Below are 14,842 nucleotides of genomic sequence, written 5' to 3' on the forward strand. Positions count from 1 at the left end.
AAGTCCGTACGGTGGTGGCCGAGCGACTTTTTGAACGATCACACAGAAGTCGGCGGCGCGCGAGCGCGCCGGCGGACGAGAGGCAGGACCACATGGACTTCGAGGGGAAGACGGCGCTGATCACCGGATCGGGCGCCATCGGCGGGCTCGGGCACGCGACAGCGAGGATCCTCGCCGCCGGCGGGGCCAACGTGATCATCACCGGCACTGACCCGGACCGCGGCGCCCAGGTCGTGGAAGACGTGCGGGGGAACGCGGCCGGCTCCGCCGGCACCGTGCGCTTCATTCCCGCCGACCTGGCCGACCCGCAGGCCGTGCAGCGGCTGGCCGCGGACGCTGGGCCGGTGGACATCCTCGTCAACAACGCGGGCGTTGTTCCGTTCAGCGCGACCGCCGACCAGGACATCGCCGACTACGAAGCCGCCTTCGCGGTCAACGTGCGCGCGCCGTTCATCCTTACCGCCCAGCTCGCACCGAAGATGGCCGCCGGCGGGGGCGGCAGCATCGTCAACGTCAGCTCCACCGCGGCCGGCCTGGGCATGCCGCTGATGGCGGTCTACGGTGCCACCAAGGCAGCGATCGAGTCCCTGACCCGCACCTGGGCGGCCGAGTTCGCCGCGTCGAATGTGCGCGTCAACGCCGTGTCGCCCGGCCCGATGACCACCTCCAAGGTGGTGGCGGCCATGGGACCGGACCTCGGCGGCATGGGCCTGACGACCGCACTGAAGCGCGCCGCCGACCCGGCCGAGGTCGCCCAGGTCATCGCCTTTATCGCCAGCGACCAGGCAAGCTACGTAACCGGTGCCGTCGTGGCCGCCGACGGAGGCCGGACCGCCATCTGACCGAGGACGCGCCGGCTACCGACACGGCGGAGGCGGTCCGGGCGTTCTCCGATCACCTGTATTTCCACGCCGGGCCTGTCGGGGCCGCATGGCGGGTGTCCCGTGATGGCGGGGACAGCCCGTCATCGTTGCCAGAACCACCGTTACCAGAACCACGCGCCTTAACGCGAGTGAGGAGAATGAGCTCAATGGGTCGTCTTGAGGGAAAGCACGCACTGATCACAGGCGGGACGAGCGGCATCGGGCTTGAGACCGCCCGCGAGTTCCTCGCCGAAGGAGCGACTGTCGCGATCACCGGCCGCTCGCGGGAACGGCTGGATGAGGCCGCCCGGCAGCTGAACGGCCCGCTGCTGCCCATCCTCAGCGACGCCGGCGACGTGCCCGGCCAGGCGGCACTCGCGGCGCGGCTGAAGGAGGAATGGCCGCGGCTCGACATCCTGATGAGCAACGCCGCCGACGTCACCCATCTCCCGATCGAGGAATGGACCGAGGAGGCATTCGACAGGCTCCTCGCCACCAATCTCAAGGGACCGTTTTTCCTGATCAAGGCCTTGCTGCCGCTCTTTTCACGGCAAGCCTCGGTCATCCTCGTCGGCTCTGTCTCCGCTTTCATCGGGCACGAGAACGCGGCGGTCTACGGTGCCGCCAAGGCGGGCCTGCTGTCCTTTTCCCGCGGGCTGACCTATGAGCTGAAGGACCGGGGTATCCGGGTCAACGGGCTGAGCCCGGGGCCGACCCTCACAGACACGTTCAAGCCGCTCGGCCCCGAGCGCCAGGCCGCGATCTACGACGAACTCCGGCGGACCGTGCCCCTCCATCGCATCGGCACCGCCACCGAGCTGGCGAAGGCAGCTGTCTACCTCGCCTCTGACGAGTCCGCCTACACCGCCGGCACCGTCCTGCGCGTCGATGGCGGCATCGGCGAACTCGCCTACTAACTGGCTTTGGCCGGTATTCCTGCGAGACTGAACGCTAAGGATGGCGAGCGGCATCGCCTCCGGAACCTCCTCCGGGGGATGGTGACCGCACGCGGGCAGGGCAACGCTCTCCACGTCGTCGTCGGCGGCGAGCTTCATCGTGTCGCCGACCGATGCGCCCAGGTTCTCCGCACCCCCGATCGCCAGGACGGGCACCGACAGCCGCCGCCTGTTGCGCTCCTGGTTGTGCGCGATGGTCGTATGTCGACGTAGTGCCGGACGGCGTAGTCGGGCAGCGCCTGGGCGGCAGACGCCCATCCCGGCAAGCGCGAGGCTAGGGGTCGGATGCCTCGGCGGTCAGAAGGCGTCGACGTACACGTACACCCGGTCGAAGCGGAGAGCGGCCAGGTCGGCGCGGCGAATCACCCAGTGGAAGAGGCCCGCCTCCAGCTCCTCACAGTCGTCTTCACCGCGCCAGGTAGCCAGCAGCGTCCACTCGTCGCCATCCGCGAGCGGCAGCGGCACTTCTTCCCGGACCACCTCGACCGGGTCCCAGTTGAAGAGGACCGGCTCACCGCCAAGCTGGAAGCGCCAGTGAGGGCGCCAGCCGACCACGTGCGACCAGGCCGACTCCAGCTCGGCGGCCCGCTGCGACTCCTCGTCGTCGTCCTCCTCGCGCCACGGCCACGACCACTGGTGGAAGCAGAAGTCCAGCCGCGCCCGGCGGTAGGTGTCCGGACCGCCGTCCCGGTCGACCGGTCGCTCTGCCGACGGCGTCCCGGCCGGTAGATACCGCACGGCGTCAGCGACCACCGCCCCGCTGCCCGGATCGGGGTTGGCGAAGAACAACAGCCGACCCTCGGTGGGCAGCGGCAGATCCGTCGCCCCGGGCGGCAGGGCCGCGCAGTCGACGGCCGCGACGAACGCCGCCACCGGCGCGGGGGCGCCCTCCGGCAGCGGCGGGTTCCCGCCGGTCAGCGCCACCACCGGTCCGGGGCCGTCCTCTGCGAGGTAGACCGCCGGGCGGGCGGTGCGTATGTACGCCTCCACCTCGGCGGCCGGAATCCCCCGTGCGGCGGCCTCCGCGCGGAAGCGGGCGGTCCTCGCCGCCGGGGTCTCGTCAACGGTTTCCGTGTCGGTCATGGGACGACCCTATGGGCGTAATTCGGTTCATGTCGGCCGTTGCGTTATGCGTGGGTTGGACGTCATCACCTAGATGTATCAAGGCCGGTAGGGGCATATCGTCGAGGGCGCCGCGCGGTGCGTGTGGCGCCGCACCGTCCCGACGTGGCCTCGCCGCTGTACCCCTCAGGAGCGCGGCGGGGCCACCGTCTCGGCCCGCCGGCCGTCCCGAACCGGCAGGCGGGAGATCGCAACTTCGCGCGCTGCCGCTCTGGGGATGACCCCGAGCCTCCACAAGTCGTTTCTGGGGCCGTACGTCAATCCGAGCCCTGCCTGTGCGTAGATGCCGGCCTTGTCGACCGTCTGACGCAGTCGCGCCTGCGCGGCGACGAGCTGCACGTTCTTCCTGATGCGCCGCCTCAGCCGAGCGCCAGCTCGGCGACCCGGCGGGCCAGCAGGCGAGCGGGATCGACGACGGGGACGGGGACACGGGAACCGTCCAAGGCCAGGACGATCTCGGTGCACGCGGCGACGACGCGCTCGGCGCCGCGGTCCGCGAGGGCGCGGGAGACCTCCTCGAGCACGTGCCGGTGGGCCGGGCCGACGGCGCCGCTCTTGACCGCGCCGATGGCCGCCATGACCCGCCGCTGGTCGGCCTCGCCCGGCTCGATCACCGCGACGCCGCGACGCCGCAGCGCCTCCGCGTACAGGCCCGCGCGCAGGGTGCCCAACGTGGCGAGCACGCCCGCCGCGCGCACGCCGGCGGCGGCGAGGGCGTCGGCGGTGACCTCGATGATGCTCGCCAACTCCAGACCGGCCTCGTCCGCGAGGCGGGGGACGAACGCGTGAGCGGTGTTGCACGGCACGGCGAGCACCTGGCACCCGGCCCGTTTCAGGCCCTCGATGCCGCGTCGCAGGTATGGGGTCGGGTCCTCGCCGTCGCCGACCAGGCTCAGGGAGCGGTCGGGGACGCGGGGGTCGCCCCAGATGACGACGGGCACGTGCCCCTGGTCGCAGGTCGCCGGCGTCTCCTCAACGAGCTTGCCGTAGAAGTCCACCGTGGCCGCCGGTCCCATGCCGCCCAGGACGCCGACCAGGCGGGGCCCGCTCACCGGTCGCCTCCGGCCGGGCCGCGGACCCGCCGGGTGCCGCGGAACCGAGTCATCGAGATTCGTCCTCTCCCCGAGTGCCAGGGGTTCGCCGCACGGTCGTGGAAGCGTCAGCGCCGTACGTCCGGGAGCCGGGACGGCTACCCGCACAAGGATCGATCTATAAGGTGTTTTCGGCCTGAGAACGCAGCAAACAGCCATTGGAGGGGTGATCGTGCAGGATTCCGGCACAGAGTCGCCTCGGTTGCTGTCGGAGGCCGACCTCGAACTGATCGACGCGCTCCAGATCAACCCGCGCGCCAGCTGGGTGGACATCGGGGCGGCGATCGGCGCCGATCCGGTGACGGCCGCGCGGCGCTGGCAGCGGCTGAACGCGTCGGGCGAGGCGTGGACCACCGTCGCCCTCGGACAGCGCCAGATGCACGCGATGAGCATGGCGTTCCTGGAGATCGACTGCGAGGCCGGAGCCGCGGTCGACGTCGCGGACCGGCTCGCCACGGCCGGGCACCTCATCACCGTGCAGCACGTCGCCGCGGGCCACGACCTGTTCGTGATCGCCGTGGCCGCCTCGATGCCGACGCTGGCGGACTACCTGCTCACGGACCTGCCGCGGGTGCCGGGCGTGGCGAAGGTGCGCACCCACGTCGCGACGCGCGTCTTCGAGGCCTCGTGCCGCTGGCGGCTGCGCGTGCTGCCCCCTCGTGCGGCGGCCGCGCTGGCGCGGCGGCCCGGCCCGCCGGAGTCGACGAGGCGGATGGACGCACTCGACCGCCTGCTGTTCAAGGCCCTGCTCGCCGACGGCCGGGCCGGTTACTCCGAGCTGGCCCGGACCGTCGGCGCATCCGAGCGCACGGTGCAGCGCAGGCTGTCCCGGCTGGTCGCGACGGGCGACATCGACTTCCGCTGCGATCTCGCGCGCTCGCAGGCGGGCTGGCACTCCTCCGCGATCCTGTGGCTGCGGATGCCGGACGGCCTGCTGGAGGAGACGGGCCGGGCGCTGCTCGGCTGGCCGGAGACGCGCACCTGCGCGGCGCTGGCGGGCACCCGCAACATGCTCCTCACCGTGGGTCTGCACGGCGTCTCGGACCTGCACCCGCTGGTGGTCCGCCTGGAGGAGCGGTTCCCCCACGTCAGCGTCGCCGATCGGCAGATCGTGCTGCGGCAGGCCAAGCTGTACGGCCGGGTCCTCGACCGGCTCGGCCGCTGCACGGCCGTCGTCCCGGTGGACCCGTGGACCCTGCCGCGGCACGCCTGAAGGGTCAGCGGGGCTCGGGGACGCCGCCGCCTCGCGCCTCCCGGCAGAGGCCGGCGCGCAGGACGTCCGCCTCGCGGCGTCCCACCACCTGCAAATCACCGACCGCCAGCGCGGGCAGGCCGAGCGCGGACACGACGGCGGTGAGGCGGCCGACCTCGCCGCGTACGGCGGCCTCGTCGCACCCGAACCGGGGCGCGGGGCCGCCGAGCGTCGGCATGATCAGGAGATCGACCCCGGACATCTCCGCGGAGAAGCGGGCCCGGACCGCGGCGAGCTCCTCGATCGCCCGGCGGTACTCCCGGTGGCCGATCCCCGCGGCGCCCTCCAGCTTGCGCCGCACCCCCTCGCTGTAGCTCCCGGCCGCCCTCGGATAGGTGGCCTCGTGCGTGCGGCGGGCCTGCGCGCCCACGATCGTCCAGTACGGCGGGAGGATGTCGTAGGGCAGGGCGATCTCGCGGACCTCGGCGCCGAGGCCGGCGAACTCCCCGGCCTGCGCGCACCCCTCGGCGACGCCGACGACCAGCCCCGACAGCGAGTCCGGCGGCTCGACCGCCTCGCCGGAGAGCACCCGCCACACGCGGGCGCAGTCGTCGACCGAGGTGGTCATGGGCCCGACGACGTCGAACATGGGGGCGAGCGGCGCGACGCCCTCGGACGGGACGGCGCCGGCTCCGGGGCGCAGGCCGACCACGCCGCAGCAGGCCGCCGGGATCCGTACGGAGCCGCCCGTGTCGGTGCCGAGGCCGAACCGGGCGATGCCCGCGGCGAGCGCGGCCGCCGTGCCGCCGCTCGATCCGCCGGGAGACAGGTGTGGGTGGCGCGGGTTGCGCACGTCGCCCCAGTGGGGATTCTCGCTGGTGACGCCCCAGGCGAACTCGTGCTGGTTCGCCTTGCCGACCAGCAGCGCCCCCGCGCGTTCCAGCGCCTCGACGCAGGGGGCGGTGGTCAGGGCCTCCTCGCTCCCGTACAGGGCGGAGCCGCGGGTCGTGGGGAGCCCGGCGATGTCAATCATGTCCTTGACGACGAACGTCCACGCCCACAGCTCCTGCGGGACATCGGGGGCGGGGCGCTCGTTGCGGGCGAGCCGCTCGATGACCGGCTCGGCGCCGGCCTCGATGAGGATGGCGTGTCCGCTGTGAAGGCGGATCGCCTCGGCGGACCGGGCGATCGCCACCTCGCGTGCCGCGACCGCACCGGTCGATCCGGTGATCGCCGCCTCGCGTTCCATGGTCGAGGGCCTCCTCACGCCTGCTCCGGCGGCGGGGGCCGTCCGGTGGGGACGGCGCGACGGGTCGTCGCCGGCCGCGCCCATGATCCGGCAAATGCTGACATATCCCCCGTTCCGCGTCGAGCCCCGCGCGGACCTGGAGCGGCGCGGACCGTACGGTCAGACCGCCAGCGCGTCCAGCAGGGACAGCAGACGGGCGGTCTCCCGCTCGGGGCGGGCGAGAGCGAAGATGCTGCGGCTGGTGTTCAGCCACGGCACGTCAGCGACCACGACGCCCGGGCCGTGCCCGCGCAGCGCGAGATCGGGAATGAGCGCGGCGCCCATCCCCGCCTCGACCATCGCCAGCATGATCTTGAAGTCGTCGGCGTGGCAGGCCACCCGGGGGTGCAGGCTCCAGCGGGAGAACACGCCCTCGAAGAAGGAGGCGTCACTGCTGCCCGGGTGGTGCATGATCCACGGCAGGTCGACGAGCTGTTCTGCCCGGTGCGGCGCCAGGTCGCCCCACTGTGCGGGAAGGACGACCTTGTAGCGGTCCTCGGCGATCCAGCGGCGGCCCAGCGCGGACGGCCACGAGAGGCCGGAGTTCCCCACCTGGTAGACGATCGCCGCGTCCATCTCGCCTCCGGCGCCGAGACGCGGGATGAGCTGGGAGGACTCACCGACGGTGACCCTGACGCCGGCCCGGTCCCTGTCCTCCATCCGCCCGAGCACGCCGGTCAGCACGTCGGCGAAGCTGGGGAAGATGCCCAGGTGGATGCGCCGCTCGCTGTTGCGGTGCACGGCCTGGACGGTGGCGATCATGCGTTCCATGTCGCCGAGCACGGTCGCCGCGTGCCTGGCCAGCACCTCGGCGGCGCCGGTGGGCAGCACGCTGTGCGCGGACCGCTCGAACAGCCGCACGCCGATCTGTCGTTCCAGCGCGGCCATCTGCTGGGAGACGGCCGACGAGGTGTACCCCAGCCGGTTCGCCGCGGCGGCGAAGGAGCCGAGCTGGACCACCTCGCGCAGAGTGCGTAGGTGTTCCGGCTTCAGCATCAGCGTTCCTTGCTCTCAGGGTTGCTAAATGTCGTGTTTATAGCGCTTCCGCCGCTTTTCCGCCACTCCTACAGTGATGGACCACCGTCCTCCGAACCCGTTTGAGAGTCACATGAGCATCCGCGTGTACCGCAACGCCGCCATCCACACGAGAGCCGGCGGCACCCCGCCCGCCCAGGCCATGGCCGTGGACGGCGAGACGCTGCTCGCCGTCGGCACGGAGGCGGAGGTGCGCGAGGCCGCGGGCCCGGGAGCGGAGCTGATCGACCTTGACGGCGCCGCGGTGCTCCCCGGCCTCTACGACGCGCACATCCACACCGCGCAGTACGCCCAGAGCCTCGGCGCGGTGGACCTGCGCGACGTGCGCTCCCTGGACGAGGCCCTCGCCATGGTGGCGGCGCACGCGGCGCGGCTGCGGCCGGGCGCCTGGCTGTTCGGCGGCCGATGGAACAGCAACACCTGGGATCCGCCCGCCCAGCCGGACCGGTACGCGCTCGACTCCGTCTGCCCCGACCTGCCCGTCGCGCTGCCCAGCGTGGACGGCCACACCGTGTGGGCCAACTCGGCCGCGCTGCGGCTGGCCGGCATCGACGCGGGCACGCCGGACCCCGTGGGCGGCGAGATCGTCAGGGACGCGAGCGGGGAGCCCACCGGCATCCTGCGCGAGGCGGCCTCCTACCCGCTGCGCGACCTCATGGTCTCCCCCGACCTGCGCGACCTGCTCCGCGCGGCGCAGGAGGAGCTGCTCGCGCTCGGCCTGACCAGCGTGCACGACATCGACGGCGAGGACTGCCGGGCCGCCTACCTGGAGCTGCGCGACGCGGGCGAGCTGAAGCTGCGCGTCCATAAGGCGATCCCGATGGTCCACCTGGAGACGGCGATCGCCGAGGGCCGCCGCACCGGGCAGGGCGACGACTGGTTCCGCACCGGCCCGGTGAAGATCTTCAGCGACGGGGCGCTGGGCTCGCACACCTGCCACATGAGCGAGTCCTTCGCCGGCGATCATGGCAACACCGGCATCGCGGTCACGCCGTACGCGGAGCTGGTCGCGCTGTTCTCCCGGGCGGCCGCAGCCGGCATCGCCGTGGCGACGCACGCGATCGGCGACCGGGCCAACCACCTGGTCATCGACGCCTACGAGGCGATCGGCCCCACGCCGGGGCTGCGGCACCGCATCGAGCACGCCCAGCACCTGCGGCCCGGCGACCTGGCGCGGATGGCGCGGCTGGGCATCGTCGCCTCGATGCAGCCCGTGCACTGCACCAGCGACATCGACCTGGTGGACCACCTGCTGGCCGGCCACGAGCTGGCCTCCTACGCCTGGCGGGGGATGCTGAACGTCGGCGTGGCGCTGGCCTTCGGGTCCGACGCCCCCGTCGAGCACCCCAACCCCTTCGCCGCGCTGTACGCCGCGGTGACCCGCACCCGGACCGACGGCACCCCCGCCGGCGGGTGGCAGCCGGAGCAGCGGCTGAGCATGGCCGAGGCCGTCACCGCCCACACCCTGGGCGCGGCCTACGCCGCCGGCGAGGAGGAGCGCAAGGGCGTCCTGACGCCCGGCAGACTCGCCGACTTCATCGCGGTGGACACCGACCCCTACCTGGAGTCGCCCGAGGCGGTGCTGCGCACCAAGGTTCTGACCACCGTCGTCGGCGGCGATGTCCGCTGGCGGCGCATCTGAAGGAGCACCCCCCTTGAACACCCGGATCCTCACCATGCTCGCCGTCGGCGGGCTGCTCACCGCGACCGCCGCCTGCGGCGCCCAGTCCCTGGACGCCGGCGACTCCGGCGACTCCGGCACGGCGGCCTCGGCGCCGGCCGTCGTCCTCGACCAGGCCCCCGCCGAGGAGAAGGCGGCCGACGTCATCAACGCCATCACCCCCGACCAGGAGCTCGCGGCCAAGGCGCCGGCGAGCCTGAAGTCCGGCGGCCTCAAGGTCGTCTCCTCCATCGGCTATCCGCCCATGGAGCTGTACGCGAGCGACGGCAAGACGCCGATCGGTTTCGACCCCGCCCTGGCGCGCGCCATCGCGAGGAAGCTCGGCGTCAAGGTGACCATCACCGACGAGGAGTTCAACTCGCAGATCCCCGGTGTGCTCACCGGCCGCTACGACTTCGTCATCTCCTCCATGAGCGACACGCCGGAACGGCAGGGCCAGGTCACGTTCGTCGACTACGTGCAGGCGGGCGCCGCGCTGCTGGTCAAGAAGGGCAACTCGGCGGGCATCACCGGGCCCGGGAACCTCTGCGGCAAGACGGTCTCCGTCGTCGACAACGGCTCCTCGATGGAGCTGGCCGAGAGCTATGACGCCGACTGCAAGAAGGGCGGCAAGCCCGCCGTGGACATCCTGAAGTTCCCCGGCGACACGGAAGCCATGCTCCAGGTGAGCAACGGCCGCGCGCAGGCGAGCGTCACCGACTACGTGGTCGCCGCGTACAAGGCGGCCGACCCCAAGCTCGACATGGAGGCGATCAGCCTCGACGGCACCGCCAGCCCCTGGGGGATCGGGATGAAGCCGGACAACAAGCAGCTCGTCGACTCCGTCAAGGGCGCGCTCGACTCCCTCATCAAGAGCGGGGAGTACGGCGGGCTGCTCAAGGCGTGGAACCTCGACGCGCTGGCCGTCGAGTCGGCCGTGGTCAACGGCGGTAAGTGACGTGCGCACCGAACCGATCGCCGACGGGTCCGGCACGCCGGTCCCCGTCGCGCGCCCCTGGCACTGGGGCCGCTGGCTCACCGCGGCCGTCGCGCTCGCGGTCGCCGGCTGGCTGGCCTACCTGGTGGTGGTCAACCCCCGCCTCGACTGGGGCAAGGTCGCCGAGTATCTGTTCAACGAGCGGATCCTGTCCGGGGTCTGGGTCACCATCGAGATCTCCGTGCTGGCGACGGCCCTCGGGCTGGTGCTCGGCGTCCTTGTCGCGGTCATGCGCCTCGCGCACAACCCGGTGCTGAGCGGGCTGGCCGCGTTCTACATCTGGTTCTTCCGCGGCACGCCGGTGCTGGTGCAGCTCATCTTCTGGTACAACCTGGCGTTCCTGTTCCCCGAGCTGGTGCTCAGGATCCCGTTCACCATGATCGGCCTCAAGTGGGACACCAACCAGGTGATGACCGGCTTCACCTCGGCCATGCTGGGGCTGGGGCTGAACCTGGCGGCGTACTTCGCCGAGACCGTGCGCGCCGGGATCCAGGCGGTGGACCGCGGCCAGACCGAGGCGGCGTACGCGCTGGGCATGACGCCGGCCAGGCGGATGCGGGTCATCGTGCTGCCGCAGGCGCTGCGCATCATCATCCCGCCGACCGGCAACGAGTTCATCTCCATGCTGAAGACCACCTCCCTGGTGTACGTCGTCGCCGGGCACGACCTGATGACCAACGCCAGCCAGATCTACAAGGCGAACAACCGGATCATGGAGCTGCTGATCGTGGCGAGCGTCTGGTACATGGTCATGACCGCCGTGGCGACCTTCCTGCAGGGGCGGCTGGAGCGCCGCTTCGGCTCCGACGCCGTACGGCTGGTCCGCGGCGGCGGGGTCGCGGCCCGGGTCCTGCCGAAGGTGGCCGCGTGAACGCCGGGGCGGCCCCCGCGGCGGTGGCCCCCGTGGTGGTGGCGACGGGCGTCCGGATGGGCTACGGCGGCGTGCAGGTGCTCAACGGGGTGGACTTCACCGTGGCCTCCGGCGAGGTGAGCTGCGTCATCGGGCCGTCGGGCTCGGGCAAGTCCACGTTCCTGCGGTGCCTCAACGGGCTGGAGCCGGTGCTGGGCGGCAGCCTGCGCGTGCTCGGGGAGGAGGTCGGCCACACGCTGCGGGACGGCAGATACCACCCCTGGACGCCCAAGCGGTTCGCCGCCTTCCGAAGGAACATCGGCATGGTGTTCCAGCGATTCAACCTGTTCGCCCACCAGAGCGCGATGGAGAACGTGGCCTGCGGCCCCGTCCATGTGCTGGGCACGCAGCCGGATCGGGCGCGGACACTGGCGATGGAGCACCTCGACCGCGTGGGCCTGGCCGACCACGCGCACAAGCGGCCCCACCAGCTCTCGGGCGGCCAGCAGCAGCGGGTGGCCATCGCCCGGGCGCTGGCGATGAACCCGGCGCTGATGCTGTTCGACGAGCCGACCTCCGCCCTCGACCCCGAGCTGGTGGACGAGGTGCTGGAGGTCATGAAGAGCCTGGCCGCCGAGGGGATGACCATGGTCGTGGTGACCCACGAGATCACCTTCGCCCGTGAGGTCGGCGACCGGCTGGCCTTCTTCGCCGACGGCGTGGTGGTCGAAGAGGGCCGCCCCCGCGAGCTTCTCGCCGCCCCGGAGCACGAGCGCACCCGCGCGTTCCTGTCCAGCGTCCTCGGAACCCAGGAGGGCCCGTTCGAGAAGTGAGCGCCGGCTGCCGGAGGATCCTCTCCTGGTCGGGGGAAACCGCGATGCTAACCTAAGTCAGTCGCTTGATTTAAAGGCGCATCGCACCCCCGACCGCGCATCGGAGAACCCGCGCATGTCCCCTGCCTCCGTCGTCCACGCAGCGCGCCGGCTCAGAGGCGCCGCCGCCGTCGGCGTGGCCGGAGTGGCGCTGTTCGCCCTCAGGGACAGGATTCCCGACCCGGACGCGGTCTGGGCGTCGGTTCGAAGGGTGAACCCGGGCTGGCTGGCCGTCGCCGTGGTCGCCGAGGGCCTCTCGATGAGGCTCTTCGCGGGGCTGCTGCGCCGCCTGCTCAGGAGCGGCGGCATCATGCTCACCCGGCCGCGCTCGGTGGCCGTCGCGTACGCGCGCAACGCCGTGTCCGGCTCCCTGCCCGCCGGACCGGTGCTATCGGTCGCCTTCACCATCCGTGAGCTCGGCCGGCTCGGTGCGTCAAAGCCGCTGTCGGTCGCGACGCTCGTGCTCAGCGCCGTGTACTCGACCATCAGCTTCGCCGTGCTGGGGCTGGTCGCGCTGCTGGGCGGCGACGCGACCCGGATCCCGGCGCTGATCGCGCTGGCCGCCGTCGCGGCGGCCGTCTTCGCGCTGATGCGGCTGCGCCGGCGGCCCGGCTCGGCGTCACCGAGCTCGGCATGGCTGCCACATTCGTCGGAGCGGGGGTCACCGGCAGCATGGCGGCGGCCGTCGTCGCGCTCTACCGGCTGATCTCGTACTGGGCCGTGCTCGCCGTCGGCTGGGTCGCCTGGCTGCTGCTCCGCGACGGGGTCCGGGCCCGGCTGGCCACGGCCGGACGGTGGCTGCTCGGCGTCGTCGGCCGCCATGAGGACGAGGCGGGCGTGCGTCCGGTGGGGTGAAGCTCACGAATCCCGGGAAACGGGTGCCAGCCACAGTCCGACGAGCGCGTCGATCAGCCCGGTCGCCGTGCCGTGCCAGCTGGATCTGGGCGTGGGGGCGCCTTCGGCGAGGGCGCGCTCGCGTTCGGCGCACACGTGTGTGATCAGCTGCCGCGCCATGTCGCCGCGCTCCGCCCGGACTTCGGCGGGCAGTTCGGGCAGGCAGCGGATGAACCCGTCCAACGCCTGTCGCAGCGAGGCGTGCGTCTCCTCGGCGATGATCGCACGCAGCGCGGGATCGGTCACCACCTGGGCGAGGAAACGGGCGTACCAGGTCGGGTTGCCCTGCGCGGCCAGATGCTCGGTGACCGGGCGGACCAGGCAGGCCACCCAGTCGCGTACGTCGGCGGAGTCGCCGATGTCGGCCAGCATCCGCTCGCGTATCCGATCGACCGGCTCGGCGTGCCTGCGGGCGATCGCGCGTACGAGATCCGCCTTGGTGCCGAAGTGGTAGCCGACCGCGGCGTTGTTGCCCTGCCCCGCGGCCTCGCTGACCTGGCGGTTGGACACGGCGAGCACGCCGTGTTCGGCGAACAGCCGCTCCGCCGCCGACAGAATCCGCTCGCGGGTCACGCTGGCCCGTTCGGCTCGTAACTTACCGGTCATCCTCACCAGCGCACCGGAATCGACGCGGTAAGTCAAGCAATTGAATTAGACGTCTTCCGGCGCTCGCGGGCGCGGACCGCCAGCGTCACGGGCACGGCGTGGCCCAGCACTCCGACGCCCCAGCCCAGGATGGGCCAGATCGGCCACGGATACCAGAAGTCCGTCGCCCGCCCGACGACGAGCCAGACGACCACCATGAGAAGCGATGTGCCGGCATAGACGCCGGCGTGGATGCGCACGCCGAGCCTGGCCGCCCTGGCCTTGCGGGCCCGGCGCAGCGCCCGGTCCCTCGACGTACGCAGCTTGGCCGGCAGGTCGGCGAGGAGGGCGTCGAGCTCGGTGCGGTGCCGCGCTCGCGTGGCGACGTCGAGGCGCTCGTCGAACTCCTCCTTGGTCAGGTAGCCGGCGCCGAACGCGTCGCCGAGCAGTTCGACGGCACGGTCGCGCTCGGCGGCGCCGACCCTGGGCGCGGTGGCCGGGGCGGCGGCGGGCCTGGAGCGCAGCGCTGTGCCGGAGTCGATGTCCAAGGGATGCCTCCAGGGTCGGGCGGCGATGACCGCGAACGTGAATAACCCGAGCATCCCATGAACGCTTGAGCTAACGCAATACGCTAGAGTTAACATGTGTCAACAAGAGAGGGGGGCAGAACCGATGGAGGGGTCCTCGACGACCAGTCCTTCACGACGCCAGAGGGTGCGTGACGCCACGCTGCGTGAGCTGATCTCGGTGAGCCGCGAGATCCTGACGACCCAAGGCGTCGAAGCGCTGACGATCCGGGCGGTCGCCCGGGAGATGGGGATGACCCCGCCCGGGGTCTACCGCTACTTCGACGGCCACCGCGCCCTCCTCGACGCGGTCATCGTGGCGATCCTGGACGAGCTCACCGAGTTCGTCGCCACCCGGGTCGGCGAGGTGGACGAGGCGGACACGGCGGGCAGGCTCGTCGTCGCCAGCAGGGCGTTGCGGCGCTGGGCGGTCGAGCACCCCCGGGAGTTCCACCTCTCCCTGGTCGTGTCCCCACCGGAGGAGGAGAACCAGGCGGTCGGCCGTGCGCGAGGCCAGGTGGGCAAGCTGTTCGGGGAGATCTTCGCCGGAGCATGGCGGGACTACGGCAGCGCCTCCCCCGCTCCCTGGCCCCGCGAGCCCCGGATCGAGCCGCTGGCCGAGCGGCTCGTCCAGATCCTGGAGATCACGATGCCCTCCACCGCCGCCGCGGCCGCCTTCACCCGCTGCTGGACGCGGCTCTACGGAATGGTCTGCCTGGAGTCGCTCGGCCTCCCGCGGGTCATCGGCGACGAGGCGGGCGATCTGTTCGAGGCGGAGCTGACCGACCTCGCGCGGACACTCGGCCTTCCCGAGGCCGCCCTGGGCGCCGCTCGCTGACGTCCCCCACCACCATCCTCACAGGAGTGCCCA

The 14,842-nt window shown here is 72.0% G+C and carries 16 protein-coding genes; 10 read left to right on the forward strand and 6 right to left on the reverse strand.

From position 1 onward, the window contains the following. The first annotated feature begins 11 nt into the window (after positions 1-11). Both QSK36_RS27960 and QSK36_RS27965 read left to right on the forward strand, forming a co-directional pair. Positions 12-842, forward strand: coding sequence for an SDR family NAD(P)-dependent oxidoreductase (locus QSK36_RS27960; RefSeq protein WP_285784424.1), 831 nt, complete (start codon positions 12-14; stop codon positions 840-842). Positions 843-1,030: 188 nt separating this feature from the next. Then, entirely contained in the window at positions 1,031-1,780 is a 750-nt protein-coding gene (locus QSK36_RS27965) for an SDR family oxidoreductase (RefSeq protein WP_285784425.1), read from the forward strand. Between the two features lie 336 nt (positions 1,781-2,116). Here the strand turns inward: QSK36_RS27965 and QSK36_RS27970 are convergent, their stop codons facing one another. Both QSK36_RS27970 and cuyB read right to left on the reverse strand, forming a co-directional pair. Beyond that, complete coding sequence (locus QSK36_RS27970) at positions 2,117-2,902, reverse strand: DUF1963 domain-containing protein (protein WP_285784426.1); 786 nt, start codon at positions 2,900-2,902, stop codon at positions 2,117-2,119. A gap of 398 nt (positions 2,903-3,300) precedes the next feature. After that, positions 3,301-3,993 (reverse strand): cysteate racemase, encoded by a 693-nt coding sequence (gene cuyB, locus QSK36_RS27975; protein ID WP_285784427.1) that lies wholly within the window; start codon positions 3,991-3,993, stop codon positions 3,301-3,303. Positions 3,994-4,204: 211 nt separating this feature from the next. Between cuyB and QSK36_RS27980 the strand changes: the two genes are divergently transcribed. Beyond that, positions 4,205-5,245: an Lrp/AsnC family transcriptional regulator gene (locus QSK36_RS27980; protein WP_285784428.1), complete on the forward strand. Its 1,041-nt coding sequence runs from the start codon at positions 4,205-4,207 to the stop codon at positions 5,243-5,245. A 4-nt stretch (positions 5,246-5,249) separates the two neighbouring features. Here QSK36_RS27980 and QSK36_RS27985 read toward each other — a convergent pair whose 3' ends face one another. Together QSK36_RS27985 and QSK36_RS27990 are read right to left on the reverse strand one after the other, a co-directional pair. After that, a complete protein-coding gene (locus QSK36_RS27985) occupies positions 5,250-6,473 on the reverse strand; it encodes an amidase (RefSeq protein WP_285784429.1) in 1,224 nt (407 codons plus the stop codon). Between the two features lie 159 nt (positions 6,474-6,632). Beyond that, positions 6,633-7,508 (reverse strand): LysR family transcriptional regulator, encoded by an 876-nt coding sequence (locus tag QSK36_RS27990; RefSeq protein ID WP_285784430.1) that lies wholly within the window; start codon positions 7,506-7,508, stop codon positions 6,633-6,635. Positions 7,509-7,620: 112 nt separating this feature from the next. On the opposite strand from QSK36_RS27990, the gene QSK36_RS27995 reads away from it, so the two are divergent. The 6 genes from QSK36_RS27995 to QSK36_RS28020 all read left to right on the forward strand — a co-directional run bounded on the left by QSK36_RS27995 (position 7,621) and on the right by QSK36_RS28020 (position 12,781). Continuing rightward, positions 7,621-9,189 carry an amidohydrolase gene (locus QSK36_RS27995; RefSeq protein WP_285784431.1) on the forward strand — a complete coding sequence of 523 codons (1,569 nt, stop codon included), beginning with the start codon at positions 7,621-7,623 and terminating at the stop codon, positions 9,187-9,189. Between the two features lie 13 nt (positions 9,190-9,202). Then, positions 9,203-10,165, forward strand: coding sequence for an ABC transporter substrate-binding protein (locus QSK36_RS28000; protein WP_285784432.1), 963 nt, complete (start codon positions 9,203-9,205; stop codon positions 10,163-10,165). Position 10,166: 1 nt separating this feature from the next. Beyond that, positions 10,167-11,075 (forward strand): amino acid ABC transporter permease, encoded by a 909-nt coding sequence (locus QSK36_RS28005; RefSeq protein ID WP_285784433.1) that lies wholly within the window; start codon positions 10,167-10,169, stop codon positions 11,073-11,075. Positions 11,076-11,131: 56 nt separating this feature from the next. Continuing rightward, positions 11,132-11,887 (forward strand): amino acid ABC transporter ATP-binding protein, encoded by a 756-nt coding sequence (locus QSK36_RS28010; RefSeq protein WP_285784628.1) that lies wholly within the window; start codon positions 11,132-11,134, stop codon positions 11,885-11,887. A 115-nt stretch (positions 11,888-12,002) separates the two neighbouring features. Continuing rightward, entirely contained in the window at positions 12,003-12,632 is a 630-nt protein-coding gene (locus QSK36_RS28015) for a lysylphosphatidylglycerol synthase transmembrane domain-containing protein (protein ID WP_285784434.1), read from the forward strand. Next, a complete protein-coding gene (locus tag QSK36_RS28020; protein WP_285784435.1) occupies positions 12,599-12,781 on the forward strand; it encodes a hypothetical protein in 183 nt (60 codons plus the stop codon). The genes QSK36_RS28015 and QSK36_RS28020 overlap by 34 nt, the downstream gene beginning before the upstream one ends. A gap of 3 nt (positions 12,782-12,784) precedes the next feature. Here QSK36_RS28020 and QSK36_RS28025 read toward each other — a convergent pair whose 3' ends face one another. Together QSK36_RS28025 and QSK36_RS28030 are read right to left on the reverse strand one after the other, a co-directional pair. Then, complete coding sequence (locus tag QSK36_RS28025) at positions 12,785-13,426, reverse strand: TetR/AcrR family transcriptional regulator (protein ID WP_285784436.1); 642 nt, start codon at positions 13,424-13,426, stop codon at positions 12,785-12,787. Between the two features lie 32 nt (positions 13,427-13,458). After that, complete coding sequence (locus tag QSK36_RS28030; RefSeq protein ID WP_285784437.1) at positions 13,459-13,953, reverse strand: DUF1707 domain-containing protein; 495 nt, start codon at positions 13,951-13,953, stop codon at positions 13,459-13,461. Between the two features lie 166 nt (positions 13,954-14,119). Between QSK36_RS28030 and QSK36_RS28035 the strand changes: the two genes are divergently transcribed. Then, the gene (locus tag QSK36_RS28035) at positions 14,120-14,809 is read left to right on the forward strand and encodes a TetR/AcrR family transcriptional regulator (RefSeq protein WP_285784438.1); all 690 of its coding nucleotides are present in this window, start codon (positions 14,120-14,122) and stop codon (positions 14,807-14,809) included. Positions 14,810-14,842: the final 33 nt, after the last annotated feature.

Origin of the sequence: Microbispora sp. NBRC 16548 (assembly GCF_030268985.1) — a bacterium.
GTDB lineage: Bacteria > Actinomycetota > Actinomycetes > Streptosporangiales > Streptosporangiaceae > Microbispora > Microbispora catharanthi.

Bases quoted from the DNA above. Each gene is read 5' to 3' on its own strand.
- QSK36_RS27965 (WP_285784425.1), top strand. From the start codon at position 1,031: ATGGGTCGTCTTGAGGGAAAGCACGCACTGATCACAGGCGGGACGAGC.
- QSK36_RS27970 (WP_285784426.1), bottom strand. From the start codon at position 2,902: ATGACCGACACGGAAACCGTTGACGAGACCCCGGCGGCGAGGACCGCC.
- QSK36_RS27985 (WP_285784429.1), bottom strand. From the start codon at position 6,473: ATGGAACGCGAGGCGGCGATCACCGGATCGACCGGTGCGGTCGCGGCA.
- QSK36_RS27990 (WP_285784430.1), bottom strand. From the start codon at position 7,508: ATGCTGAAGCCGGAACACCTACGCACTCTGCGCGAGGTGGTCCAGCTC.
- QSK36_RS27995 (WP_285784431.1), top strand. From the start codon at position 7,621: ATGAGCATCCGCGTGTACCGCAACGCCGCCATCCACACGAGAGCCGGC.
- QSK36_RS28010 (WP_285784628.1), top strand. From the start codon at position 11,132: ATGGGCTACGGCGGCGTGCAGGTGCTCAACGGGGTGGACTTCACCGTG.
- QSK36_RS28015 (WP_285784434.1), top strand. From the start codon at position 12,003: ATGTCCCCTGCCTCCGTCGTCCACGCAGCGCGCCGGCTCAGAGGCGCC.
- QSK36_RS28020 (WP_285784435.1), top strand. From the start codon at position 12,599: ATGGCGGCGGCCGTCGTCGCGCTCTACCGGCTGATCTCGTACTGGGCC.
- QSK36_RS28025 (WP_285784436.1), bottom strand. From the start codon at position 13,426: ATGACCGGTAAGTTACGAGCCGAACGGGCCAGCGTGACCCGCGAGCGG.